Annotated in this window: 20 protein-coding genes; 3 read left to right on the forward strand and 17 right to left on the reverse strand. The window is 56.0% G+C overall.

The genetic code is table 11. The annotated features are described in order from the left end of the window. Positions 1-37 precede the first annotated feature (37 nt). On the reverse strand, positions 38-1,288 hold the full coding sequence (locus tag IEY39_RS12565; RefSeq protein WP_188931932.1) for a metallophosphoesterase: 1,251 nt from the start codon (positions 1,286-1,288) through the stop codon (positions 38-40). A gap of 90 nt (positions 1,289-1,378) precedes the next feature. On the opposite strand from IEY39_RS12565, the gene IEY39_RS12570 reads away from it, so the two are divergent. Further along, positions 1,379-2,485: an SPFH domain-containing protein gene (locus IEY39_RS12570; protein ID WP_188931933.1), complete on the forward strand. Its 1,107-nt coding sequence runs from the start codon at positions 1,379-1,381 to the stop codon at positions 2,483-2,485. 15 nt (positions 2,486-2,500) lie between these two features. Next, entirely contained in the window at positions 2,501-3,616 is a 1,116-nt protein-coding gene (locus tag IEY39_RS12575) for a TFIIB-type zinc ribbon-containing protein (RefSeq protein ID WP_188931934.1), read from the forward strand. 21 nt (positions 3,617-3,637) lie between these two features. On the opposite strand, the gene IEY39_RS12580 is transcribed toward IEY39_RS12575, so the two are convergent. The 16 genes from IEY39_RS12580 to allE form a co-directional block, all read right to left on the reverse strand. Further along, positions 3,638-5,083, reverse strand: coding sequence for an NADH-quinone oxidoreductase subunit N (locus tag IEY39_RS12580; protein WP_188931936.1), 1,446 nt, complete (start codon positions 5,081-5,083; stop codon positions 3,638-3,640). Further along, complete coding sequence (locus IEY39_RS12585) at positions 5,080-6,651, reverse strand: complex I subunit 4 family protein (protein ID WP_188931938.1); 1,572 nt, start codon at positions 6,649-6,651, stop codon at positions 5,080-5,082. Before IEY39_RS12585 ends, IEY39_RS12580 begins: the two co-directional genes overlap by 4 nt. Continuing rightward, positions 6,648-8,558 carry an NADH-quinone oxidoreductase subunit L gene (gene nuoL, locus IEY39_RS12590; protein WP_188931940.1) on the reverse strand — a complete coding sequence of 637 codons (1,911 nt, stop codon included), beginning with the start codon at positions 8,556-8,558 and terminating at the stop codon, positions 6,648-6,650. Before nuoL ends, IEY39_RS12585 begins: the two co-directional genes overlap by 4 nt. After that, complete coding sequence (gene nuoK, locus IEY39_RS12595; protein ID WP_188931942.1) at positions 8,551-8,862, reverse strand: NADH-quinone oxidoreductase subunit NuoK; 312 nt, start codon at positions 8,860-8,862, stop codon at positions 8,551-8,553. The genes nuoL and nuoK overlap by 8 nt, the downstream gene beginning before the upstream one ends. Then, the gene (gene nuoJ, locus IEY39_RS12600; RefSeq protein WP_188931943.1) at positions 8,850-9,467 is read right to left on the reverse strand and encodes an NADH-quinone oxidoreductase subunit J; all 618 of its coding nucleotides are present in this window, start codon (positions 9,465-9,467) and stop codon (positions 8,850-8,852) included. The genes nuoK and nuoJ overlap by 13 nt, the downstream gene beginning before the upstream one ends. Further along, positions 9,467-9,982: an NADH-quinone oxidoreductase subunit NuoI gene (nuoI, locus tag IEY39_RS12605; protein WP_188931946.1), complete on the reverse strand. Its 516-nt coding sequence runs from the start codon at positions 9,980-9,982 to the stop codon at positions 9,467-9,469. The genes nuoJ and nuoI overlap by 1 nt, the downstream gene beginning before the upstream one ends. Before the next feature lie 6 nt (positions 9,983-9,988). Then, the gene (gene nuoH / locus IEY39_RS12610; protein WP_188931948.1) at positions 9,989-10,945 is read right to left on the reverse strand and encodes an NADH-quinone oxidoreductase subunit NuoH; all 957 of its coding nucleotides are present in this window, start codon (positions 10,943-10,945) and stop codon (positions 9,989-9,991) included. Positions 10,946-10,954: 9 nt separating this feature from the next. Beyond that, complete coding sequence (gene nuoG, locus IEY39_RS12615) at positions 10,955-13,720, reverse strand: NADH-quinone oxidoreductase subunit NuoG (protein WP_188931950.1); 2,766 nt, start codon at positions 13,718-13,720, stop codon at positions 10,955-10,957. After that, complete coding sequence (gene nuoF, locus IEY39_RS12620; RefSeq protein WP_188931953.1) at positions 13,698-14,984, reverse strand: NADH-quinone oxidoreductase subunit NuoF; 1,287 nt, start codon at positions 14,982-14,984, stop codon at positions 13,698-13,700. The genes nuoG and nuoF overlap by 23 nt, the downstream gene beginning before the upstream one ends. A gap of 19 nt (positions 14,985-15,003) precedes the next feature. Further along, positions 15,004-15,468, reverse strand: a complete 465-nt coding sequence (gene nuoE / locus IEY39_RS12625; RefSeq protein WP_188931956.1) for an NADH-quinone oxidoreductase subunit NuoE — start codon at positions 15,466-15,468, stop codon at positions 15,004-15,006. Positions 15,469-15,500: 32 nt separating this feature from the next. Next, positions 15,501-17,249, reverse strand: coding sequence for an NADH-quinone oxidoreductase subunit C/D (gene nuoC, locus IEY39_RS12630; RefSeq protein ID WP_188931958.1), 1,749 nt, complete (start codon positions 17,247-17,249; stop codon positions 15,501-15,503). 30 nt (positions 17,250-17,279) lie between these two features. Continuing rightward, positions 17,280-17,918: an NADH-quinone oxidoreductase subunit B gene (locus IEY39_RS12635; RefSeq protein ID WP_188931960.1), complete on the reverse strand. Its 639-nt coding sequence runs from the start codon at positions 17,916-17,918 to the stop codon at positions 17,280-17,282. Further along, on the reverse strand, positions 17,890-18,342 hold the full coding sequence (locus IEY39_RS12640) for an NADH-quinone oxidoreductase subunit A (RefSeq protein WP_188931962.1): 453 nt from the start codon (positions 18,340-18,342) through the stop codon (positions 17,890-17,892). The genes IEY39_RS12635 and IEY39_RS12640 overlap by 29 nt, the downstream gene beginning before the upstream one ends. A gap of 81 nt (positions 18,343-18,423) precedes the next feature. Continuing rightward, positions 18,424-18,849, reverse strand: coding sequence for a CBS domain-containing protein (locus IEY39_RS12645; protein ID WP_229688889.1), 426 nt, complete (start codon positions 18,847-18,849; stop codon positions 18,424-18,426). Between the two features lie 193 nt (positions 18,850-19,042). Then, the gene (locus tag IEY39_RS12650; RefSeq protein ID WP_188931967.1) at positions 19,043-20,884 is read right to left on the reverse strand and encodes a glycoside hydrolase family protein; all 1,842 of its coding nucleotides are present in this window, start codon (positions 20,882-20,884) and stop codon (positions 19,043-19,045) included. 171 nt (positions 20,885-21,055) lie between these two features. Next, positions 21,056-21,796: a (S)-ureidoglycine aminohydrolase gene (allE, locus tag IEY39_RS12655; RefSeq protein ID WP_188931969.1), complete on the reverse strand. Its 741-nt coding sequence runs from the start codon at positions 21,794-21,796 to the stop codon at positions 21,056-21,058. Between the two features lie 99 nt (positions 21,797-21,895). Between allE and IEY39_RS12660 the strand changes: the two genes are divergently transcribed. Then, positions 21,896-25,108 carry a TonB-dependent receptor gene (locus tag IEY39_RS12660; protein ID WP_188931971.1) on the forward strand — a complete coding sequence of 1,071 codons (3,213 nt, stop codon included), beginning with the start codon at positions 21,896-21,898 and terminating at the stop codon, positions 25,106-25,108. Positions 25,109-25,139: the final 31 nt, after the last annotated feature.

Below are 25,139 nucleotides of genomic sequence, written 5' to 3' on the forward strand. Positions count from 1 at the left end.
TTAAATAAAATTGCTAACGTAAACTAAGTGCAAACTCCTACGACCGCTTCAACGTGATTACCGTAACCTCGGGCCAGATGCCGAGCCGACCGGAGAAGGCCAGGAAACCAAAACCTCGGTTGACGTAGAGATAGCGGCCGTTCTCGTTCGCAAGACCGGCCCAGTCGAGGTAGCGGTATTGCACAGGGCTCCAACGCCATTTGTCCGACTCCACACCGAACTGTGCGCCATGGGTATGACCGGCAAGGGTGAGATGGATGTTCGCCGGGTGATGACGGATCTTCTCTTCCCAATGGGTCGGATCATGGGAAAGACAGATCTTGAAGGCTGTGGGGTCGACGCCTTCCAGGGCCTTTTCGAGATCGCCCAATTGAATGAAGCCGCGGCCCCAGTTCTGGACGCCGATGAGGGAAATCTGCTGACCGTCCTTTTCGATGTTGACATGCTCATCGAGCAGCAGGCGATAGCCCAGGGTCTGGTGATGCGCTTTCAACTGTTGGAGGTTGCGGGCCTTTTCTTCCCTGCTGGCCCATTCGATATAGTCGCCATAGTCGTGATTGCCGAGGATGGAGAATTGACCGTATGGCGCTTTGAGTTCGCTGAACCGCTGGAGCCAGGGTTCGATCTCCCAGGCAACATTATTGACCAGATCGCCGGTGAAGACGAACAGATCGCTGTTTTGCGCTTTGGCGAGATCGATGCCTCTTTGCACACCAGCCGCGTTGTCGAAACTACCCGAATGGATATCCGAGATCTGTGTGATGGTAAAACCGTCGAAGGCCGGTGGAAGATCGTCGAAGGTCAGTGTCGTTTTGTGGAGTTTATAATCATACTTCCCTTTCAGCATCCCATAGAGAAAGGCGGTGAAGGGGACAGCGGCTACAAGCGTCGCGATCTCGCTGATGAAGCGGCGGCGGGAAGGTATTGCCGGGCCGGTGTGGTGTTTGTTCACGGCATTGACGAGGCCTGCTATAAGGCGGCCGGCATCACCGAGGAAAAGGACGATCGAGAAGAAGAGCTTTGTGATGAGGAGGGCGAGGAATAAGGACAGGACCCATTCGTGAAAGGGACGCATGCCAACCGCGGTGCGAAAACTCCGGAGGCCGAACAGGAAAGTGATAGTTAAGCCGAGGGAAAAGACAAGGAAGCCCCAGGGAATGAGCCGTCCCGCCAGCCGCGAACGCCAGCCTGTCGTCAGGGTCCTGAGGCCGGAGAAGACATACCAATCCAGAAGTAAGCTGATCGCCAGGATGATAAGCAGGATATTTGTAAGAACACCGCGGTGCATAGGTGACAATTTAACGATTTTTTGATGACCGGTGAAGGATATCTATCCGCTTTCTATTAATTTCACCCTGCATAAATTAAATGCTACATCATGGGACTTTTTGATAAGATACGCAACGAGTTCGTAGATATAATAGAATGGGTGGACACCACCGGCGACACCATCGTGTGGAAATTCCCGCGTTATCACGATGAGATAAAAATGAACAGCCAGCTCACGGTGCGGGAGTCGCAATGGGCGATCTTTATGAATGAGGGCTCCATTACGGATGTATTCTCGCCGGGGATGTATACGCTTACGACGCAGAACATGCCGATCATGACCACGCTGAGGGGATGGAAATACGGGTTTAACAGCCCTTTCAAAGCGGATGTGTTCTTTGTCAGCCAGCGGCAGTTCGTCAACCAGAAATGGGGTACGCGCAACCCGATCATGCTGCGTGATGCGGAGTTCGGGCCTATCCGGCTGCGGGCCTTCGGGAGCTTTGCTTTCCGGGTAAAGGACCCTGCCGTTTTCCTGAAAGAAGTGGCGGCCACCAACCCGGAATTTTCCGTCGAAGGCATCAACGAGCAGTTGCGCAACCTGGCGGTCTCCCGTGGAATGGACGCGATAGCAGAAGCGAAGATCCCCGTTCTCGATCTTGCCGCCAATTATGATGAAGTAAGTGCAAGAATAACCGATAAGATAAGGCCGGAATTCACGGAGCTGGGACTGGAGCTGACGAAATTTTTGATCGAAAATATTTCCCTTCCTCCCGAAGTGGAGGCAGCCCTGGACAAACGCAGCAGCATGGGCATCGTTGGTAACCTGGGGGCCTATGCGCAGTATCAGGCGGCCAATGCGATGGAGCAGGCGGCTGCCAATCCCGGCGGCGGTGGTCTGGCGGGTGCCGGCATCGGTGCGGGGCTGGGGATGGCCGTTGGCGGACAGATGGGAAATGTATTTGCCAACAATACCGTTCAGGGTAATGACGGGCCGCCACCGCTGCCCGGCGCTACACCTTTTTATGCCGCAATAGACGGCAAACAAGCTGGTCCTTATACGCCCGACCAGTTGTCGCAACTGGTGGCGGCGGGTACGATCAACGCACAAAGCCAGGTGTGGAAGAAGGGCATGGCAGGATGGGCTGCGGCAAATACCGTTCCCGAACTGGCTTCTATCTTCAGCAACATGCCACCGCCCTTACCCAACGCCTAAACATCATTTCTTATCATGGCTCAAACTGAACAAACAGCAGCGTCGCTGAGCACGTTGCAATGCAGCAGCTGCGGCGCTACCCTGCAATTCGCTGCCGGAACACATCATTTGACCTGCCAGTATTGCGGCGCCGCCAACGAGATAAAGGACGACGATACCAGTCCCATCGTTGCTTTCGATTATGCGGATTTTGTCGCGGGCAAGAATGGTGGATCGGCGGCGCAGACAGCGCGGGTCGTCTCCTGTAAGAACTGCGGTGCCTCCACTACCCTACCTCCCGAGGTGAATAGCGATACCTGTGTGTTTTGCGCCAGTCCGCTGGTGTTGAACGAAGCGCAGAACAAGTCCATCATCCGGCCGCATTATGTCCTGCCGTTTATCGTGCCGCAGGCAAAAGCTCTCGAGGATTTCCGCGCCTGGCTCAAACGCCTCTGGTGGGCGCCTTCCGATCTCACGAAGATGGTGAGCGGAGATGCACATGGCTTTAAAGGCATCTATATCCCGCACTGGAGCTATGATGCGGCGACGCTATCCAACTACGCCGGCAGCCGCGGCGACTACTATTATGTGACGGAGACTTATGAGGAGCAGGATGATGATGGCAACACTGTGACCCAGACCCGGGAAGTCCGCCAGACCGCGTGGTCGCCGGTGGCGGGGGCGGTGGAGAATGCGTTTAACGATGTGTTGATCTCGGCGAGTCATTCGCTGCCGCAGGATGTAGCCAACCGGCTAGAGCCATGGAAGCTGGAAGCGCTGGTGCACTACAACGAACAATATGTCAGCGGATTCCGGAGCGAGCTCTTCCAGGTAGAACCGGAGAAGGGACTCGAAGAGGCCAAGCGGCGGATGCAACCCGTTATCCGGGAGACCATTCTCGACGACATCGGTGGGGACGAACAGGTGATCGACGCCATCGACACGACCTATAGTAACCTGGGATTGAAATACCTGCTGCTGCCAGCCTGGATCAGCACGTACAAGTACAATAATAAAGTCTATCATTTTACCGTCAACGCCTGTACGGGTGAGGTAGTGGGTGAACGGCCATACAGCGCCGCGAAGATCGCACTGGCCGTAATTGCGGCGATCGTGCTGATCATAGTCATTATCATGATGCTACAGAAGTAGCCCGATTACTAATCGTGCCTGTTATAGTAATCTTATGTTGAGCAGGGCTTCTATTTCCCTGATAGCCGGCCGGGGAAAAGTGCCCAGCCAAAAGGACAGGCCCATCAGCAGGATCAGCACAGCATAGGTGGCGTAATAGAAGAATGGGTGAAGGGGCCTCGCACGGGCGGGCGCCGGGGGCATCTTTTCGAACAGGGTGCTGATGACGCGCAGGTAGAAATACAGGCCGATGACGCTCGTGAGCACCAATACGATGACGGGGACCCATAGCTGCCGTCCGATGCCGGCGCCCAGTACCAGGAATTTTCCCAAAAAGCCGGCCGTCAACGGGATTCCCGCCAGGGAAAGAAGGGCAACGGCCAACACGGCCCCCATCACAGGATCTCTCCAAAATAATCCCCGGTAGCCGGACAGGTCGCCGGCGTCCTCCTGGCGCGTGGACAACAAGGTAATGACGCCAAAAGCGGAAAGCAGCGTGATCGAATAGGCCAGCAAATAAAAGAACCCGGCTTCTGCACCGGCAGCATCGCCTGGGAGGAAGGCAACGAGCAGGTAGCCGAAATGGGCGATGGAGGAGTAGGCGAGCAGCCGTTTGATATTTTGTTGCTGCAACGCCAGCAGATTGCCCACGATCATCGATGCCACCGAGATGACGACAACTATGGTCATCGCCGCCGGATACTGCTGCAGGTGAACGGCCTGGGCAAACCGCAGCAGGACGGCAAACACGCCTGTCTTGGAAACGGTGGCAATAAAGACCGTCACCGGGGAAGGAGCGCCCTGGTAAACGTCGGCTGCCCAAAGGTGGAAGGGCGCCAGCGCGAGTTTGAATCCTATCGCCACCAGCAGGAATCCCATGCCCATGATGAAGAGGATGGGCGTGCCCGAGGACGGCAATCCCCGTGCGATGCCCGTGAACTCCATGCTTCCTGTCTCCAGGTAAATGAGGGCCATGCCGAACAGCAGGAAGGCAGAAGACAACGCAGCGAGCATCAGGTATTTCATCCCTGCCTCCACGGCATTGTTCCGGGTACGTAGGTAGGCGATGAGCGCATACAGGCTTACGCTCAGTAACTCCAGCCCTATGAACAACGAGATAAAATGGCGGCTGATCGTCAGCACGGCCGAGCCAAGCGTGGCCAGGAACAAAAGGATATAATATTCTTTGGGGTTTTCCTCCCGCTCTTCGAAGTAAATAAACGACAGCAATCCTATCACGAGGACGGAAAATATGATCAATCCTGTGAACAACGCTCCGAGGCCGTCCACTACCAGCAAAGGAGCGATCTCCCGCGGTAAGGCATCTCTTACTAACCACATGGCCAGCACTACCAGGCACATCATCCCGAATCCTGCCACCTGTATGAAGGTGTGGCTGCGGCCGAAGGCGATGGATAAGATCACCAGAATGGAGGCGGCGGCCAGCACGATGAACGGAAGCAGCGCCTGAAACTGTAATTCATTCATATCCTGAAGTTGAGGGTTAATTGTTGTATCGTCTCTTTTGCCAGATCCATCACCGGCTGGGGGTATAATCCCAGTAACACGATGCCAACGCAAAGCAGGCCTAAAATGATCCATTCTCTGCTATCAATATCCTGCTGTGCCGAAGCGGTGGGCGGAGTGATGGTCGGAGGGGCGGCCGGACCGAAGAAAACCCTCATCATCATCCGAAGGCAATAGAGGGCAGAGAACACCAATGCCGTGCTGGCGATGACCACCAGGGTGGCGTATTGCGGAAATGCTCCCAGCAGAATAAGGAATTCCGCGATGAAATTCCCGAACAACGGCAATCCCAGCGAAGCCATGGCAAAAACCATCGCCAGGTTTCCCATGGCGGGCATGGAAGTTTGCAGACCGCCCATCCGGGCCAATTCCCGCGTATGCAGTCTTTCCTTTATCATCCCCGCAATTGCGAACAAGGCGCCGGTGCTGATCCCGTGGGCAATCAGCTGGATGACCACACCCTGCATCGCCGTTTCCTGCATCGCAAAGATGCCCAGCAGCACAAATCCCATGTGGCTTACGGAAGTATAGGCGATGAGGCGTTTGAGATCGGTTTGGGCGAAGGCCAGCAGGGCTCCGTATACGATGCTGATGACGCCCGCCAGCATAGCCCAAGGAGCAATGGCTGTCGAAGCCTGCGGGAAAAAGGGTAATACAAACCGGATGATGCCGTAAGCGCCGGTCTTGAGCAGCAGTCCCGCCAGTACTATGCTACCGGCGGTGGGCGCTTCGCTGTGCGCATCGGGCAACCAATTGTGCAGGGGCACCACGGGCAGTTTCACCGCAAAGGCAGCCAGGAATCCGAGCATGATCCACCGGGCGGCAGTCGGGGACAGGGTGGATTGTAAGATGGCGAAATAATCGAAGGTGTATGTTCCACTTTGCCGGCCATGGATGAAATACAACGCCAGTATCGCCAGCAGCATCAGCAATCCGCCGGCTTGCGTAAAAAGGAAGAATTTATAGGCGGCATACCGGCGGTTGCTGTCGCCCCAGATGAGGATGAGCAGATACATCGGCACGAGCATCACTTCCCAGAAGAAATAGAAGAGGAACAGGTCGGTCGCCAGAAAGACTCCGGCAATGCCAGCCAGGGTCCACAGGAGGTTGAAATAGAAGAAGCCTGTCCTTTCGCTGATCTCTTTCCAGGAGCTGAGCACCGCCAGCAAACCGAGGAAAATAGTAAGCGACAGCAATATCAGGCTCAACCCATCCATCGACAGGCGAAGACTGATGCCGAAGGAAGGTATCCAGGTGTTGCGGTAATCTATCAACCAGGGCGTTGCAGCGTGGGGGGAGGCGGCATGCGGCTCAGCGGAAGGGGTGGTGACCTGCGGCGCAGGGTATGGAGAGACGGCCTGCGGCCCGGTGCCGGTGACAAAATGCACCAGCAGGGCGCTTATTATGAGCCCGTCGGCGACAACCGAGGCCAGGGCGATCCATTTCGCGTAGCCGGCTTTCCAGGTGTCCGTCAGCCAGCATAGGATGCCCCCGCAAAGTAATAAGCCTATTATCCAAACGAGTATCATAACAATAAGGTTAGAATAAACAGGATCCCCATCAGCACACCCACCGCATACCAGCGAAGAGAGCCGTTCTGGGAGGCGGACAGCAGCCGGTGGCCTGTCCGGGCTGCCCGGACAACGGCAACGTACAGTTGATCGAAGATATCTGCCCGGTTGAGCCGGGTGATGCTTACAAGGGGACGGACAAACAAGGTATCGTATAACCGATCGAATCCCCAGCCCCCGAACAGGAAGTTACGGATGGCTGCCGCGAGGGGCCGTTGCTGCCATCGCGTAATGATCCCGATCTCCGGTTGCCGGTGATACAGTTGGTAGCCCACGCCGATGCCGGCGAGGGTCGCCATGACGGCTAATAACTGTCCGATGGTCTCACCGCCGCTCCGGGTGGCGGGGGCCGGCAGCACGCTTTGCAGGAAGCCGGAAAAAAGGTGCACGGGTAGCAGGTTGTGCGGCCATTCCACGAAGCCCGCCGTGAGGGAAAGGAATGCGAGTATGATCAGAGGAATGGTGATCAGCCGTCCCGGACGAGAGGAGACAGATGTTTTGGCCTCGCCCCAAAAAACCACCAGCAGCAGCCGGGTGGAATAAAAGGCGGTGATCACTGCACCTGCAAGGGCCGCCAGCCATAATGCAGTGCCGCCATTGGCGGCGCGCCAGGCATACCAAAGTATCTGCTCCTTGCTGTAGAAGCCAGCGCTTACCAGGGGCAAAGCGGCCAGCGACGCGGCGCCGGCCAGGAAAGTCCAATATACTACCGGCAGCTTATCCTTCAGCCCGCCCATCCTGAAGATATTGTGCTCATGATGGAGGGATTCGATGACGGCGCCGGCGGCAAGGAACAGCAATGCCTTAAAGAAGGCGTGCGTGAAGAAATGAAAAATGGCGGCGCCGTATGCCCCGACACCCAATGCGAGGAACATATACCCTATCTGGCTGATGGTGGAATAAGCCAGGATACGTTTGATATCCGTCTGCACCATGGCGCTGCACGCGGCCACCAGCAGGGTGAGAGCGCCTGTTATCGCGGTGACGGTCATCGCCAGCGGGGAAAGCTGGAACAGTACATGCATTCGTGCGATGAGGTAGACGCCTGCCGTGACCATCGTGGCGGCGTGTATGAGGGCGCTGACAGGAGAAGGCCCGGCCATGGCATCCGGCAGCCATGTCTGGAGCGGCAGCTGCGCCGACTTACCCATTCCACCTGCGAGGAAGAGCAACGCGATGAGGGTAATGACGGGAGAGCCGAGCCGGAAATGCCCGGGGGATTGCCTGAGGATGGCTGCTATATCCAGCGTCGCCAGTTCTTTGAAGAGGAGGAACAACCCGATGAGCAGGGCCGTATCACCGATGCGGGTGATGATGAAAGCCTTATTGGCGGCCAGGCAATTGGCGGGGGAATCGTACCAGAACCCGATGAGGAGGTAGCTGCATAGCCCGACCCCTTCCCATCCCAGGTAGAGCAGGACGAGATTATCGGCCATCACCAGGATCAGCATGGCGCATACGAACAGGTTCATGCAGGCGAAGAAGCGCGCATAATCCCGATCGCCCCGCATGAAGGCCGTGGAATAAAGGTGTATCAGGGCCCCCACGAAGGTGATGATGAACATAAACACCAGCGACAGGGAGTCCACCCTGAGACCAAAGGATATGGACAAAGCCCCGGCGTGGAACCATTGCCCCAATTGGAGGTCATAGTGAACCGAGGCAGGTGAGGCATGCCCCGCGGCAGCCCCCACAGCCCCGCTTCCGAAAAATTGCCCGCAAAGAACCATCGTCAGGAGAGCGGCGGCGCACACGCTCCCCGCACCCGTGATGGCGACGGCTTTTTGGGACATACGCCGTCCGCCCAGCGCCAGCACCAGGAACCCCAACAGGGGCAAAGCGGGAATATAGGCAAGCTCATTCATCTTTCAATTTATTCAGGTCTTCCACATCCATCGTCTTATGCTGATGCCAGATCTGCATCACCAGGGCCAGCCCCACGGAGACCTCCGCTGCGGCCATGGCCAATATGAACAGGAACATCGCCTGGCCATCGGGTTGATGCCACTTGGATCCGGCTGCTACGAATGCGAGGCCCGCGGCATTCAGCATGATCTCTATGGAGATGAGCATAAAAAGGATATTCTTTCGGGTCAGCACGCCCGTGAGCCCGAGCAGGAACAGCACGGCCGCGACGAAAAGGACCCTATCGATGTTTACAACTGCCATGTTTTACGCTCCTTTTCCGGTATGCCTTCGCCGTCCCCGGTGTGCACCTCGCGGGCGTCCCCTGCTGATGCCTCGTGGGCATCGGTTTCCTCTCGCAGGAAACGGTGAAGGCTTTCTTTTTTATGTTTACCGATGTGTGCGGCCCCTACAATGCCGGCCATGAGGAGGAACCCTGCTAACTCCACGGCAATGAGGTATTCGCCATACAGGGAGAGGGCCACTTGTCGCGGAGTCACGACCGCTAGCTGCAAGGCAGGAAGGTCTCCCCGCACCAGCAGGACACCTATTTCAAGCAACAAGACCAGCGTCAGCAATGCAGGCCCCACCCATACCCTGGGCCGCAACCATTGCTTCTCCTGCAAGGCTGTGTCTTTATCAAGGTTGAGCATCATGACCACGAAAATGAAAAGGACCATGATCGCGCCGGCATAGATGATCACTTCCAGCACGGCTACAAAAGGAGCGCCCAGGGACAGGAAGATCATAGCCACGGCAAGAAAGGAAACCACCAGGTAGAGCAGTGCATGGATGGGATGATAGCGGGTGATCACCATCAGCGTAGCGACAATGGCTACCAGGGATGATAGGTAAAATAAGGTTGACATTATGGTAGTAAGCTGTGGACATCCACCGGCGGTTCCTCATTGGCACCCTGACCTGTTTCCTTGACGCCGGCTGTGATGCCCGCTATTTTATAATAATTATACCCGGGATATTTCCCTTCGCTGTCGATGAGCAGATCCTCTTTTTCGAATACGAGATCCTGCCGGTGGAATTCCGCCATTTCCACGTCGGGGATCAGCTGAATGGCATAGGTGGGACAGGCATCTTCACAATAGCCACAAAAGATGCACCGCGAGAAATTGATCCGGAAGAACTCCGGATATCTCCGTCCGTTTTCATCCTCAGCGGCTTGTAAGGCGATGCAGTCCACCGGGCAGGCGGCCGCGCACAGGTAGCATCCTACGCAGCGTTCCTGTCCGTCCGGGTCTCTCGTCAGCACGATGCGGCCCCGGTAGCGCGGATGCAGGGGTATCTTCTCCTCGGGGTATTCGATGGTGGCTTTTTTGTGGAAGAGGTGTAAGAACACCAGCCATATGGTTCGCAAGAGACTTAACATACGTATTTATTTTTTTAATAACAGGGCGACGGCGCCGGTGACCAGTAGGTTTGCCAGCACCAACGGCAGCAGCAGCTTCCAACCAAATCCAATGAGCTGATCGTAGCGGGGTCTTGGCAGCGAGGCCCTGAGCAGGATGAACAGGCCGATGAATATAGCCGTCTTCCCCCCAAACCAGAACCAGGGTGGGAGGAAGCCGGGACCAAGCCAGCCGCCGAAGAACATGGTTACCGTCATGGCCGAGATGAGGGTGATGCCCAGGTATTCCCCGATAAAGAACATCCCGAACTTCATCCCGGAGTATTCCGCGTGATACCCTGCGATCAGTTCGCTTTCCGCCTCGGGAATATCGAATGGCAGCCGGTGGGTCTCTGCGACGCCTGCGATGAAGAACAGGATGAACCCCAGGGGTTGATAGACGATGAACCACATGCTGCGCTGTGCGGCTACTATATCCTGCAGGTTGAAGGAACCGGTGAGCATGACCACGCCCATTAAGGACAGCCCCATGAATACTTCGTACGCCATCATCTGGGAAGCCCCTCTTAATGCTCCCAGCAGCGAATATTTATTGTTGGATGCCCAGCCGCCGAGGACGATGCTATAGACGCCCAATGAGGACATGGCCAGAAAGAACAAGAGCCCCACGTTCAGGTCGGCGATCACAATGACGGGGGAAAACGGGATGATCACAAAGCTCATCAGTACGCTGGCTACTACTATGGCGGGGGCGGCGACGAAAACCCATTTGTCTGCAAAGGGCGGTATCCAGTCTTCCTTGAAGAATAATTTCAGCGTATCTGCTACCACGATGAATATCCCCAGCGGACCGGCGCGGTTGGGTCCCAGCCTGTCCTGCCATAAGGCCAGCAATCGCCGTTCGACCCAGATGAGTCCGGCCGCGATGGTTAGCAGTACGAACAGTACGCCAAGAACGATGAGGATATGTTGAAATACGGTCATATCGATCGGTTAAAAGATCTTTGAAGGACACCTGATCTCTTCGGCATCTTCGGACAAGGTTATTTTCACCCACGAGCCCCACTGGGGTACGGGTATACCGGGTATGCCCATGGGTAGCAGAGTGATGCCGGGGCACAACCCCTTGCGTATGGCCAGGGGGAAGGAACAAGCTTTCCCCTCCAGCCATACGAAAATGTCGTCGCCTTCTATCACTCCCAACGCAGTGGCATCTGCTTCACCCAGGCCAATATAGGGCTGGGGCGCCAGCCGGCGGATGCCCGGCGTATAACTGCTGAGTTCGTCCGAACCGAACAAATGGACCTGTGGAAGCAGGAGCCATCTGTCTTCCCGGGCCTCGAAAGCCTCGGGAATATCCATGAACAGCGGCGGGGCCGTTGGTTTTTCTTCACCGGTGAGGCGCAGTACGGCCTGGCCGGAAAGCAGTACACCGGGATCTCCGTCGCGTAATGCGCCGCCCGGCTCCTGCTGATACTTGCTCACGGACTGGTTCGAATTCCATCCTGGCGCCCAGTAGAAGGGGATCAGCGCCGGCGGCGGTATGCCCGGGTATCCCTCCATGCTGAAGGCCAGGGGGGAATCGGTATCCTGCGGAGGACGGGGCTCGCTGACGGTGAGATTGGCCAATATGGCAGTGCGGCCGCTGTAACGCTGTGGGTCACGCGGGATCGGCTGTCCGTGCACGCGAAAGTCAGGGGAAGGCGCCACCCGGGATATGCCTTTGAAGGCGGGAAGTGCCTGCTCCAACTGCTGTAAGATTTCGTCGGGATGAACCTGCTGCCCGTTGCCGGCTGCCGCGCGGAGGCCCTTCAGTTTCCCCAGCCACTTCCAGCTTGCCCGGATGTCCTGTTGCGGCGCGAGCACCTGGAAATACTGCTGGGCCCGGGCTTCATAGTTGATGATCGTCCCATCCGTCTCGGCGAAAGCGGCTGCGGGGAGCAGTGCATGGGCCTTTTGGGTAGTGCGGTTGTGCATCGAATCCAGGACGATGATGTGTTTGCAGGCATCGAAGAAGGCGTCGGCCTCTTTTTCCGCAACCGTGCGATAGATGTCGGCCTCGAGGATGATGGCCGTGACACCTGGTTTGCTTAGCACCCTTGCCGTGGCATTGTCGAAGGAAGGGGCATGCAGGAGGGCCAGCCCCATACTATTGCATTCCGGCAGCACGTAAGCCACACCGGCCCTAAGCCCGATGGTATGCAGCGCCGCGGCGATCGTACAGGCAGCCTTGATGAGCCCTTCGTTATAGCAGGAGACGCCGCTGATGATGACGGGATGCTGTGCGCTGCGCAAGGCTCCGGCGATGGAGTTGACGATCGATCGCATCGCGGTTGATATGTCCGGCAGGGATGGCAGTGAAGGATCGATCGCATGGGCGATGGCAAATCCGAGTCTGGCGATGGTATCCGGCGCTCTCCGGAGGGAGAAGGCGGCTTCTTCGTCGAGCGGGCTCGGGCAGACCGTGAGATTGGCCAGGAAACCTTTCTTTTCCTGTGTGGCCTCCTTCACGGCAAGATCATGCCATGCGGGTAGCCCTGACTGTTTCCCGGCCTGCGCCGCGGCAGTTCTCACCACCGCCTGGCGAACGGCCAATGCCATCACCGGGGCGGTGTTCCAGATATCCTCGCCCAGGACGAGCACGGCATCGGATGCTTCTATCTCTTTCAGGGAAGGGACATAGAGGGCGCCCGACTGCACCAGTTCGGCGACCTTGCCCGACAGATAAGCGGGATATTCCGGCAATCCCTGGTAAAAGTTATCCCTGCCCACCAGCTGGATGAGGGAGAAATTGCTTTCTATAGACGCCCTGGGCGAACCGATGCCGATGAGCTCTTCACCGGAAAGCATTTCCCTGAGGGTCTTCATCAGGGGCGCCTCGTCCACCGCTTCGATGGTCTGGTTGCGTAGAAGCGGGCGGGTAACACGGTTAACGTCGTTTACAAAAGCATAGCCGAAGCGGCCTTTGTCGCAGAGGAAATAGCCATTTACTTCACTGTTATACCGGTTGGTGATCTGCCGTAGCCGGCCATAGCGTTCGCCGGTGAAAATATTGCAGCCGAGACTGCAATGCTGGCAAATGGAAGGAGCGCTGGCAAGATCCCATTTGCGGGTATAGTGTTCCTTCAGGAGCTTGTCCGTGAATACGCCGGTGGGGCACACTTCCACCAGGTTTCCGCTGAAGGGGCTTTCCAGGATGCCGCTGGTCTCCCGCCCGAAGTAAACATGGTTATGCGCGGCGAAGACGCCGAGGTCCTTACCACCTGCATAGTCGTGGTAGAACCGGACGCAGCGGTAACACTGGATGCAACGGTTCATTTCATGGTGCAGGAAGGGGCCGAGGTTCTGGTTCTCGTAGGTGCGTTTTTTGTACCGGAAGCGCCGGTAGTCATGCCCTGTCATCACGGTCATATCCTGCAGGTGGCAGCTGCCGCCTTCATCGCAGACGGGACAATCATGCGGATGGTTAGTCATGAGCCATTCGATCACCTGGGCCCGGAAGGCGACGGCGTCTTTGTCGCTGACGGATGCCCGCATTCCTTCCTTCACCATTTCCATGCAGCTCATTACCAGTCTGCCTGTTCCATCCTGCGCGTCCTTGAATACCTTGACCGCGCATTGCCGGCAGGCGCCCACGCTGCCGAGGGCCGGATGCCAACAGAAATAGGGCAGGTCGATGCCCAGACCCAGGCAGGTTTCCAGCAGGTTTTTCCCCGCCAGCGCCTCATATGGCTTACTATCGATGTAAATGGTTGGCATACGGGCATTTCTTTTCGGTGAGATGTCTTTCGAAATCATCCATAAAGTAGTGTAAGGCGCTTTGCAAAGGTTCCATTGCGCCGGGCGCCAGCGCGCAAAAAGTATGGCCGGGCCCCAGCATGTGGGTATGCATTCGAAGCAGTTCGATGTCTTCCGGCGTTGCTTCTCCCCTTTCAATGGATAAAAGGGTCTTTTCCACCCAGGGAAGACCTTCCCGGCAGGGTGTACACCAGCCGCAGCTTTCCTGCGCAAAAAAATGTTGGAGGTTGTGCACGAACCCCACCGGGCAGGTGGCATCATCCAGGACGATGATGGTCCCAGTGCCCAGCCGGCTTCCGGCTGCCGCCACCGATGTATAATCCAACGGGGTATCGAGGTGTTGCTCTGTCAGGAAGTCGGTGGAGGCCCCACCGGGCAGGAGTCCCTTCAAGCGGTGTCCGTTCTTCATCCCGCCGGCATGGTGCAGCAATTCCCGGATGGTGGTCCCCATGGGCAATTCCCAGCAGCCGGGGTGGTTTACCTTCCCGCTGACGCCGTATAATTTTGTCCCGCCCTCTGCGCAACGGCTCAGGCTTTTAAACCAGTCCGCCCCATTGTTGACGATGTGGGGGATACAGCAGAGCGTCTCCACATTGTTGACGATGGTGGGCTTGCCGAACAGCCCGCTCAACTGGGGGAAGGGGGGTTTCGCCCTCGGCGTGGCGCGTTTGCCTTCCAATGCATTCAACAGGGCGGTCTCTTCGCCGCACATATACCTGCCGACGCCGGTGTGCAGGTGCATTTCCAGGCTCCAGCTGCCGCCAAGGATATGCTTCCCCAGGTAGCCGGCGCCGTAGGCTTCTTCGATGCTTTGCTGTAACAGCACTGCCGCCTTACGGTAAGCCCAGCGCAGAAAAATATAGGCGATGTCGGCCTGGATGGCATAGGCCGACAGGATCATTCCCTCTATCAGCTGATGCGGGTTGCCTTCCAGCAGGAGCCTGTCCTTGAAGGTGCCAGGCTCCATTTCATCGGCATTGGCGATGAGGTATTTCGGATGCGGCGCGTCGGCTCCCATTGGGATCAGCCCCCATTTTGTCCCCGTGCTGAACCCGGCCCCACCCCTGCCTTTCAGGGTGCTGGCCAGCACCTGTTGCTGGATATCTTCCGGCGTCAGCTGCTTCAGTGCCTTCCGCACCGCCGCATAGCCGCCCGTCCGTTCATATTCTTCCAAGGCCAGAGAAGGTCTCCGGAAGCTGATATGTTTTGTCAATGGACGTTCCATGAGAGGCGGGTTATAGCTGTTATGAATATTTTTTGAGCATCCTTTTCAATTGCCCGGGCTTTACGTCCTGATACAAGTCTTCATCGATCATCAGGGCAGGGGCATGATCACAGCAGCCCAGGCAGCAGTTGGGGAGCAGGGTGAAGCGCCCGTCCGTATCCGTCTCGCCGAATCGAATGTCCAGCATTTGCTGCAAGGCCTGGTACAGCTCTTCATAGCCCATCACATAGCAGGAGATGCTGTCGCACAGATGGATCACATGTCTGCCTACCGGCTTGCGGAAGATGAGGTTGTAGAAGCTGGCCACGCTGTCCACCTCCGCGGGGCTCATTTCCAGCAACTCCGCAACCGACTCTACACACTCATCGCTGACCCAGTGCCGGTGCTGTAGTATGACTTTTAATGCCTCGATGACAGCGGCCTTCTTGTGAGGCACCAGGCTGATCTCGTGGTTGATGGCTGTTATTTCTGCGTCGGATAGCATGACTTTTATTTTTTTGTTACCGGTGTTGTTTGTTACCGGTCTATATCGGCGAGGACGAAATCCACACTGCCCAGGATGGCGAGGAGGTCGGCCACGGTATACCCCTTGCTGATATAAGGAACCATCTGCATGTGGGGGAAGGACGGCGTTCGTATCCTCACTCTGTAGGCCGAGGTGCCCCCATCGCTGATAAGATAGTACCCGTTGGCTCCTTTGGTGGCTTCGATGCAGCTCATGGCTTCCCCCGCGGGTATCACGGGGCCCCAGCTGACATTCAGGAAATGCGTGATCAGGGTCTCGATATCCTGCATCGTGTATTGCTTGTCCGGCGGGGTGGCCAGTGCGTGTTCCGCCTTATACCTGCCTGCGGGCATGTTGTTGAGGCATTGTGCCACTATGCGCAGGCTTTGCCGCATTTCTTCCACGCGCACCAGTGAACGATCGTAACAGTCGCCGTTGAGCGCCGTCGGAATCTCGAAATCGAACTGTTCATACCCGGAATAAGGCCGCTTTTTCCTGAGATCCCATTCCAGGCCACAGGCCCTCAGGCCCGGCCCTGTCACGCCCCAATCGATAGCTTCCTGCAACGTGTAGATGCCCACGCCCCTGGTGCGCGCCTTGAACAGGCTGTTGTCGATGACCATTTTCCGGTACTCGGTGATCTTTTTTGGGAAGTAGTGGACGAAATCCTGCACCAGTCTGGCCCATCCGCCGGGAAGGTCTTGCGCCACGCCGCCGATGCGAAACCAGTTGGGGTGCATCCGCCCGCCGCAGATGGCTTCGATGATGTCGAAGATCTTTTCTCTGTCGGTGAACATGTAAAATACGGGCGACAGCTGACCCAGATCCTGCGCAAAGGTACCGAACCATACCAGGTGGCTTGCGATGCGGAACAATTCGCATAGCATTACCCGGATGACCCTGGCGCGATCGGGTATTTCGATGCCCGCGAGCCTTTCTACGGCAAGCAGGTAGGCAAGGTTGTTCATAACGCCGCCGAGATAATCTACCCGGTCGGTGTAAGGTATATAGGTGTGCCAGCTCTGGCGCTCGCCCATTTTTTCCGCGCCGCGGTGGTGGAACCCGATCTCCGGTACGGCGTCGACGATCTCTTCCCCATCCAGCTGCAGGATGATGCGCAATACCCCGTGTGTGCCCGGGTGTTGCGGACCTATATTGAGGAACATGAAATCGGCATCGTCGCTATGCCGCTTCATCCCCCATTCCTCGGGTCTGAACTGCAGGGCTGCCTGTTCGGCGTCCTGCTTTTCGTCCCAAAGCTGAAAGGGACCCATGTCCGTCGCGCGGGCCGGATGTTCTTTGCGCAGCGGATGGCCCTGCCAGGTGAGCGGCATCAAAATGCGTTGGAGATGGGGGTGGCCTGCAAACCGGATGCCGAACATATCATAGACCTCGCGTTCGTACCAGTTGGCGTTGACGAACACCGGGGTGATAGAGGGAAGGGAAGGATATTCGCCTTGCAGCGGCACCTTCAGCCGGATAAAATCATTCCGGTCGTAGCTGAAAAGGTGATAGACTATCGTGAAATCGGCGGGTGGCAGGTGATTTTTCTTCGTCCTGTTGCGTTCGTCGATGCCGCAGAGATCATAGAGAAAGCTGTAGGGACGGCTGATCTTCGATCTCAGGTGATCGACCACCGTTACAATGTTTTCTCCCGTCACCCACAAGGTGGGTGTTTCATCGACGGCCGGCTCCTGAAGAATAATCCCGGATCCGAACCTGTTCTGCATGTCCTCTACTATGTGAACTGCAGTCTCCATATTTCAATATCCTCACGGGAGGCGATCCCGCTATATCTCATCTATTCCTTTGAAACTTGTCATGCTTTTGCGTATCTCTCTTCTTCTGTCCTTCATGGAAGGAAGCGGGGCCCTGATGACTCCCTGCTCCCCGATGGTCCAGCTAAGGGGACGCTTTTCTTTTCCTACCATTTCTCCCAGGAGGACCAGGCCCTGCATAAATGCGTCGGGTCTTGGAGGGCATCCCGGCACATATACATCAACGGGTAAGAATTTGTCGACGCCCTGCACCACACTGTAGATATCGTACATGCCGCCGCTGTTAGCACAGCTGCCCATGGAGATCACCCAGCGGGGTTCCATCATCTGTTCGTGCAGGCGTTTGATGACGGGGACCATTTTTATAAAAACTGTACCTGCAATAACCATTACATCCGCTTCACGGGGAGTACCCCTGATGACTTCGGCGCCAAACCGGGCGATATCGTATTTGCTGGTGATGCTGGTAGCCATTTCGACAAAACAGCAGCTTAACCCAAAGTGAAAGGGCCACATCGAGTTCTTCCGGCCCCACGCCAACAGGCCCTGCACGGTGGTCAGCATAAGACTCCTGCTGACAGCCTCTTCCAGGCTGCCGGTGCCGGATGTCTTGCCGGCTGGATCACCAGGGTTGCTTAGCCACCATTTCATCGGAATTCAATTTGATCTTTTTATATTCTTTCAGTATCTTTTTCGCATCGGCACCGATGGACAGCGCTCCGATGCCCCACTCATAGACCAGCACCACCAGCAACTGGCCAATGAATACCAGCACTCCAAGGTAGCCCCGCCAGCCCAAGGCATAGAAGCCCAGCGCCCACAGCATAATAAAGACGGCTTCCACGTCGAAGATGACGAACAACATAGCCACCAGGTAGAATTTTGCGGAAAATCGAAGTCTTGCCGCGCCTGTCTGCTCGATGCCCCCTTCATATGGTTTACCGGTGGCCCGGTCGTCGTGCCGCTGTCCTAACAGGTAAGAGAGGGCGAGAATGGCGGCAAGTAGTATTACCACGAGGATGGTATACAGCAGCAGCGGCCACAACAGCGTACTATGGGATTCATTCGATGGCATACAAATCTACTGGCGGAGGGACTCCGCATGTCAAAAGGAAAGAGCAAGACCAGTCTGCCCGTCATGTATAAGCGCACTTCCTTACGCTTCATAGATATAATGTTCCAGCCTTTCGATGATATAATCCTTTTCGCTAATAATGAATTTCACCAGGTCGCCGATGGAGACGATGCCGACCAGTTCGCCATTCTCCAGAACGGGTAAGTGCCGGAGGAATTTGTCGGTCATCAGTTGCATGCATTCTTCGATCTTCGTGTCTGGTGAAACTGCTACCGGGTTGCCGGTCATAATATCCCCCACCTGGGTCTCTTTGGATGAGCGTCCTTTAAGGACGATCTTGCGTGCATAGTCCCTTTCGGTGAAGATTCCAACCAGCGTGCCATTCTTCCCTACTACTACCAGGGCGCCAAGGTTCTTTTCTTCCAAGGCTTCAAGTGCTTCGTATACACAGCGTTCCGGGCTGATCGTATATACTACCCTGCCTTTGTGTTGTAATATGTTCCGCACGGTGCTCACGGAAAATAAGCGTTTACTCTTAGTAAGTTATTAAATTTTTATTATATAAAAAAATCGAATTATGCAATATGGCGTCAAGCCATTTTTCGGAAGATCGGCCTACCCAAAACGGAGGCGGGAAGGGTCCGATAATAGACTGGCCCACCACATGATGCGGTGGGCCAGGGGGGAAGGAGTGTACGGTTTAAAGCGTCATCAGGTTAAGATGATGGAAGGCGTCCCTGCCGGTCCACACCACACCCATGTCGCCGTCATAGCACGTACTGAGGATGGGGGTATAGTCGGAGGAATCCCATAGCGTGACCTTATCGGTAAAATGAACCCCGTCATTGGTCAGAATGGTGTTGAGGCTGTGATTGATGTCGGTGCCCGACCAGCTGAGGTACAACTGGTTGCTGTAAACGAAGAGGCTTGGCCCCGCCACGCTGGTCTCGGGCAGAATGACTTTATTCTGCCAGGACTCGCCCTGATCGGAGGAAGACATGATATTAAGGTTGCGTTCGTGGTTGGTCCCCGTCCAGGCGATGAACAGTCTGTCGTTGAAGGCGGCCAGGGCCGGTGCATCGATACCTTCTTCACCCAGCGTCCGCTTGCTGTGCCAATTGACGCCGTCCCCGGAGAATAGTACGTTCAAGTGGCGTTGGAGGTCGGAGCCTACCCAGCCCAGCACCAATTGATCGCGATACACCGTGAGGGCAGGCCTTCCCACGCTGGTCTCATTAAGCACCACCTTTTGTTCCCAATAAATGCCGTTGGCAGAGGACATCACATTCAGCTGCTGGTTGCCGCTGCCCGACCAGGCAAGGTAAAGCCTGTTGTGGAACACGCAGAGGGTAGCCCCTGCCGGTGAGGTGTCGTTAAGTGTCAGCTTGTCGAACCAGACGTCCTCTTCCGGTGACTGGATGATGTTGAGATGGTGTTCGGGGTCCGTCCCGGCCCAGGCCACAACAAGCCTGTTGCCGAATTCAACGGCGCCCGGCGCATTGATGGCCGTATCGTTGAGTATCTCTTTGAACCGGTAGTAGAGGTCCACTTCTCCGTTGACCGAAGAGTTGTTGACGATGATGGTATGCTGCCCGCAATCGGTGACGGCGTCAATGGGTGTCCAATTCACGGAGGGAGTTCCGTTGCCGGTGAGCAGGTTGATGTCCCGGAGGGGGGTGTTATAGGCAGCCGGGTAGTCGGAGAAGGACTCGATGGAATAAGCTTCCAGCGTCTCGTTGCACCATAGCAGCTCGGCAATTCCGAACACCTGCAGCTGGGTTGGGTTGAGCCCTTCGAACAGGCAGCTGTAATTGAATAGCTGCCCCGAGCGACCAGTCATTTTCATAGCGCCTATGAGCGTATCCCCGGGGTTGACGGGTACCAGCGGCGAGTGGAAGGCATAGCCGTTGGAGGTAACATACCAGGAGGCGACGGCCCAATATTGACCTCCGCCTGCGGCAGAGGGGCCCCATTGGAGGACGGGTTGAAGGATGCCGAAATTGGCGCCGTAATTCTGGATGCCGTTGAAGAGGAAGATCGTCTGATTTTGTTTCGACTCGGGTGGAGGTGGCACCCGCCAGGTGGTTTTGAAGTCGGAAATGGGATGACCGGTACCGTTGTTCCAATAGGCGTACGTGATCCAGCCGCTGCCCAGTGCGGGAAGTTCGGAAGGCTGCAAGGACGGCTGGGCGATCTTTTTGATGACGTTGTTAGTGGTGAGTTCGACGATCCTTGGTTCGCCTGTGCCATCCCCCGTTATGGGGCCGAGGTGGAGCGCCTGGCCTTGTTCGATGCGTTGCACAAGAGAGGAGGGACGATAACCGCCGGGCGTGAGCGCGAATCCTTTTGCGACCATTTGTTCGCGCAGTTCGGGCCTGGAAGGGAGCTGCTTTCGGGGGATCAGCACCGGGTTGCCCAGGCGATCGAATTGCAGCACCTTCTCCGGCTGCACCTGGGTGACGCGGTTACGCAGAATGGACCCGCCGGGCGCGAGGACGGCGTCGGACTCGGATTCTGTCCGTTTTCTTGTAGTTGTAGGCATAGCATTACATTTAATGGTTAAGAAATGATTTGCCGGCACAACTGGGAAGCGGGGGGACAGTATTCTGTTATGAGGGAAGGTAACGGATAAGCGACAGGAGGGAGATAGTAAAGCTAATACAATTTTGGAACAATTGTATTCCCGCCAACTTTTTTTGCCTTTATCAAAATGTTAAGCCGGATGGCGGTTGATGTTCTTATAATAGATATATACGGCGGGCTCTTTCCCGATGGCAGTGAACCATTGCTGGCAGTAGGGCGCCATCCAGATGCAATCGCCTTTTTTTACGGGGTACCAGTCCTGGTCGAGGCGTTGGATGCCTTGACCTTGCAGGAATAAGATGCCATGCTCCATGATATGCGTTTCCACCATGGGGAGGTGTCCTCCCGGGTCATAGGTGAGGATATTTATGGCCATGTCAAAGGCGAGGTCGCCGGGCAGGAGAACCTGGTTGCGAACAGCCGGGTCGCCGAGAATGTCACTTGCCGGGATGTCCGCGGCGTCACCGAAGAGGGTGTTAGGGACGATGGCGCCCTCCAGTGGTTCGTACACCTTATGAAAGCTGAGCAATTGGGTGCCTGCGACGGGGCTGTCGAGGCGATATTCCCGCCACTCGGGGATATAAACATAATGGCCCTTTGTAAGAGTTCGCGTTTCCCCGTTGGCGGTTGCCCGAATCTCCCCATTTATCACGAAAAAGAAGCTTTGTAACTGGGAGGTATAACCGGTGATCGCGGCATCTGGCCGGCAGGTGATGAGTGTTTGAGAGAACCGGGCGCCCATCTCTTTACTGATGAGTACGTTGACCGTACAGCCAGTCCAGCCGGGAATGGTGCTGGGAATATAGCCGTCGGGGCTTATCAGGGCATGGCTGTTTTTAACAACCGATCGGGTTAGTGCGGATATTTCCATGGATGGAAATTACAAAATACCGATTGCAAAAACTCCAAAATCGGAGTTTTTGCGTTAAATTGAGTATAGCACTACATATCTAAACCAAAACGAAACTGAATGAGAAACAACAAATCTCGGGGCGTCGCCCTATTCTTTTGTTCCCTCCTCTTATTTACCGGTTTGCGGCTCACCGCCCAGGTGACAACTTCCACCATTGGCGGTACCGTAACCGACAATGAAGGGAAGCCGCTTTCCGGGGCGACGGTAGAGATCAGCTTCCCCGACGCAGGGATAAAAAGACATGTCGTTACCGGTAGCAGCGGCAGTTTTCTTGTGCCCAACATGCGGGTGGGCGGCCCGTATACCGTCACGGTGAGCTATACGGGGTTCACTCCAAAGACGGAGAGCAATATCAATCTCGAACTGGGGCAGACCAGCACGGTTGATTTCAAGCTGGAGCCGGCGGCGGTGAACCTCAGTGCCGTAACGGTGACCAGAAACCGGTTGTTTAATGAGAACCGCACGGGCGCTTCGGTGAATATCACCAGCCAGCAGATAAGGCAGCTGCCGACCATTTCCCGCAGCGCCGACGATTATACGCGGCTGACGCCTTCGGCCTCGCCCACCTATAATGGGGTATCCTTTGCAGGCCGCAACGGGCAGTACAACAACTATTCCCTGGATGGCGCCGTCTTCAACAACCCCTTTGGCCTCGATGCGCCGACGCCCGGCGGGCAGGCAAACGCCCAGCCGATATCCCTGGATGCGATCGACCAGATACAGGTGAACATCGCGCCTTATGATGTGACGCAGGCGGGATTTACCGGTGCGGGTATCAATACCGTCACGAAGAGCGGTACGAATAAAACGTTTGGCACCATCTATGGCTTCTTCCGCAACCAGGCGCTGACGGGACATAGGGTGGAAGGCAATTCCTTCAACGTGCCTTCCCTGCACGATTTCCAGGGAGGAGCATCCCTTGGCGGCGCGTTAGTGAAGAACAAACTCTTTTTCTTCATAAATTTTGAAACGCAACAACGCGACGATGCAAATAGCGCTTATGTGGCCAACGATGGTAAAAATACGGGCCAGATCACGACATCACGTGTGTTGAAGTCCGACCTGGATGCAGTGAGTTCGCTATTGTCGAAGAATTATGGTTATGTCACCGGGCCATATCAGAATTTTACTCAAAACACGGTGAGCTATAAATGGATCGCCAAACTGGACTGGGTGATCAATGACAAAAACACGCTGACCTTCACCTATAACGGGTTGAGCGCCTACCAGGACAAGCCCGCTCACCCGAGCGCCATCAACCGCCGGGGACCGGATGCGATCACCCTGCAATTCCAGAATTCGGGTTACCGGATGAACAACCACCTGGAGAACTTCGGCCTTGAGCTAAAGACCAACTTCAACAGCACGGTCTCCAACAATCTCAGGGTGATCAACACGATATTCCATGATTTCCGAAACCCCTTCTCGACGCCTTTCCCGGTTATCAACATAACGAAGAACAATGTCCCTTACATCATCGCGGGCGAAGAGCCGTTTAGCATTCATAATATTTTGAACCAAAACGCGCTTCAGCTGACAGACAACGTTACCGTGGCGCTGCCGAATCATACCCTCACCATCGGCGGCTCGTATGAGCAATTTCGGTTTGAGAACTCTTTCAACCTGACGGGGTATGGATTCGATGTCTTTAACGAGATCGATCTGGCAACCTTCCTGGCAGGCGGCTATCCGGCAGCGGGAGATGTGACCTATGCGAAGAATGCCGCGGCGGCGGACAAATGGACCTGGTCGTATTTGACCGTTGGTCAGGCTGCCTTGTACGCGCAGGATGCCTGGAAGGTCTCCAGCAATTTCAAGCTCACCTATGGACTGCGGGTCGACAAGCCGGTGTACTTCTATGGATCGTCTAATTACTTTATCAGCCCGCAGATGAATGCGGATGGAACCTTTAGCGGCAACTATTCCTATGGGATGCCCACGGTGCATAATACCGATTCGCTCAGGATCTTCGATCCGCTCACCGGTGCGCGGGCGCATAACCTCGCGGCAATCGACAACTCACAATTCCCCAAGGCTACGCCGGTTTTCTCACCGCGCATCGGCTTCAACTGGAATGTCAATGGTGACAACAAGATCCAGATTCGGGGAGGCTCAGGTTTGTTCACGGGCCGCTTCCCTTTCGTCTGGATAGGGAACCAGATCGAGAACCCCTTTACGGGATATTTCAACGTGACGGCGCGGAATTTCCACTGGCCGCAGATCTGGCGGACAAGCGTCGGCGTGGATTACAAGCTCAATCCCACCACCGTCATAACTGTCGATCTGGGTTATACCAAGGATGTCCATGCGATGATGGTACAGGATTATGGGCTGGGGACGCCGACGGGGGTCTTGAACTCGGGTACGGCCGATCACCGGGCGGTCTATCTGTCTGACACTACTAATAAGGGCAGCGTGAGCACCTACGTTTTCGGCAACAACGGCAAGGGATATTCCTACAATGCAACCCTGCAGGTGACGGAAAACCTGCCGATGGGGCTTTTCCTGACGGGGTCGTACAACTACCAGGTGGCCATGGACGCCAACTCTATCTCGGCGGAGATCTCGGGGGATGCGTTCGACCGCAACCCCGTCGTCAGCAATCCCAACATCCCGGTGGTGACGCATTCGCTGTATGGCAATACGCACCGGTTTGTGCTCGCGGGGATCAAGCGGCTGGACTACAAATGGGGGGCTACTGCTTTCTCGCTGTTTGCCAACTGGACCAGCGGCAACCGGTTCTCCTATACGTATGCCGGCGATCTCACCAACAGCAGCCCGGCGGGCATCAATGCGTTGTTATACGTTCCCACGCAGGCGGAGATCCCGAATATGCTGTTCACGCCTTATACCGACGTGAAGGGCGTGGTGCAGAGTCCTGCCGTACAGCAGGCGGCCCTGGAGGCATTCATCGAGCAGGACAAATACCTGAACAAGCACCGCGGGCAGTATACGGAGCGCAACGGCGGACAGACGCCCTGGTTCAGCGAGGTGGATGCACGGATATTACAGGACTTCAAGCTGGACAAGACACAGCGCATCCAGCTGAGTTTCGATATCGTCAACCTGGGGAACCTCATCAGCAGCAGCTGGGGTGTGCGCAAGTATGCGAGCACGTCGGGCTATTTCCAGCCGATATCGTATGTGGGGAACAATGGAGCCGGCCAGGCCGAGTACCAGTTCGATCCTTCGCAGAAGAAGACGTTTACATCGAGCCCCGACCTGCCGAGCCGCTGGCAGATGGAGTTTGGGGTGAGGTATATTTTTTAGGACGGCTTATATTTAGAGCTGCTTGCGCGTA

Source organism: Puia dinghuensis (assembly GCF_014642875.1).
GTDB lineage: Bacteria > Bacteroidota > Bacteroidia > Chitinophagales > Chitinophagaceae > Puia > Puia dinghuensis.

Bases quoted from the DNA above. Each gene is read 5' to 3' on its own strand.
- nuoF (WP_188931953.1), bottom strand. From the start codon at position 14,984: ATGGAACGTCCATTGACAAAACATATCAGCTTCCGGAGACCTTCTCTG.
- IEY39_RS12570 (WP_188931933.1), top strand. From the start codon at position 1,379: ATGGGACTTTTTGATAAGATACGCAACGAGTTCGTAGATATAATAGAA.
- IEY39_RS12660 (WP_188931971.1), top strand. From the start codon at position 21,896: ATGAGAAACAACAAATCTCGGGGCGTCGCCCTATTCTTTTGTTCCCTC.
- nuoI (WP_188931946.1), bottom strand. From the start codon at position 9,982: ATGTTAAGTCTCTTGCGAACCATATGGCTGGTGTTCTTACACCTCTTC.
- IEY39_RS12640 (WP_188931962.1), bottom strand. From the start codon at position 18,342: ATGCCATCGAATGAATCCCATAGTACGCTGTTGTGGCCGCTGCTGCTG.
- nuoL (WP_188931940.1), bottom strand. From the start codon at position 8,558: ATGAATGAGCTTGCCTATATTCCCGCTTTGCCCCTGTTGGGGTTCCTG.
- IEY39_RS12585 (WP_188931938.1), bottom strand. From the start codon at position 6,651: ATGATACTCGTTTGGATAATAGGCTTATTACTTTGCGGGGGCATCCTA.
- IEY39_RS12565 (WP_188931932.1), bottom strand. From the start codon at position 1,288: ATGCACCGCGGTGTTCTTACAAATATCCTGCTTATCATCCTGGCGATC.
- IEY39_RS12580 (WP_188931936.1), bottom strand. From the start codon at position 5,083: ATGAATGAATTACAGTTTCAGGCGCTGCTTCCGTTCATCGTGCTGGCC.
- nuoC (WP_188931958.1), bottom strand. From the start codon at position 17,249: ATGGAGACTGCAGTTCACATAGTAGAGGACATGCAGAACAGGTTCGGA.
- nuoJ (WP_188931943.1), bottom strand. From the start codon at position 9,467: ATGTCAACCTTATTTTACCTATCATCCCTGGTAGCCATTGTCGCTACG.
- IEY39_RS12575 (WP_188931934.1), top strand. From the start codon at position 2,501: ATGGCTCAAACTGAACAAACAGCAGCGTCGCTGAGCACGTTGCAATGC.
- nuoE (WP_188931956.1), bottom strand. From the start codon at position 15,468: ATGCTATCCGACGCAGAAATAACAGCCATCAACCACGAGATCAGCCTG.
- nuoH (WP_188931948.1), bottom strand. From the start codon at position 10,945: ATGACCGTATTTCAACATATCCTCATCGTTCTTGGCGTACTGTTCGTA.
- allE (WP_188931969.1), bottom strand. From the start codon at position 21,796: ATGGAAATATCCGCACTAACCCGATCGGTTGTTAAAAACAGCCATGCC.
- IEY39_RS12635 (WP_188931960.1), bottom strand. From the start codon at position 17,918: ATGAAATGGTGGCTAAGCAACCCTGGTGATCCAGCCGGCAAGACATCC.
- IEY39_RS12650 (WP_188931967.1), bottom strand. From the start codon at position 20,884: ATGCCTACAACTACAAGAAAACGGACAGAATCCGAGTCCGACGCCGTC.
- nuoG (WP_188931950.1), bottom strand. From the start codon at position 13,720: ATGCCAACCATTTACATCGATAGTAAGCCATATGAGGCGCTGGCGGGG.
- nuoK (WP_188931942.1), bottom strand. From the start codon at position 8,862: ATGGCAGTTGTAAACATCGATAGGGTCCTTTTCGTCGCGGCCGTGCTG.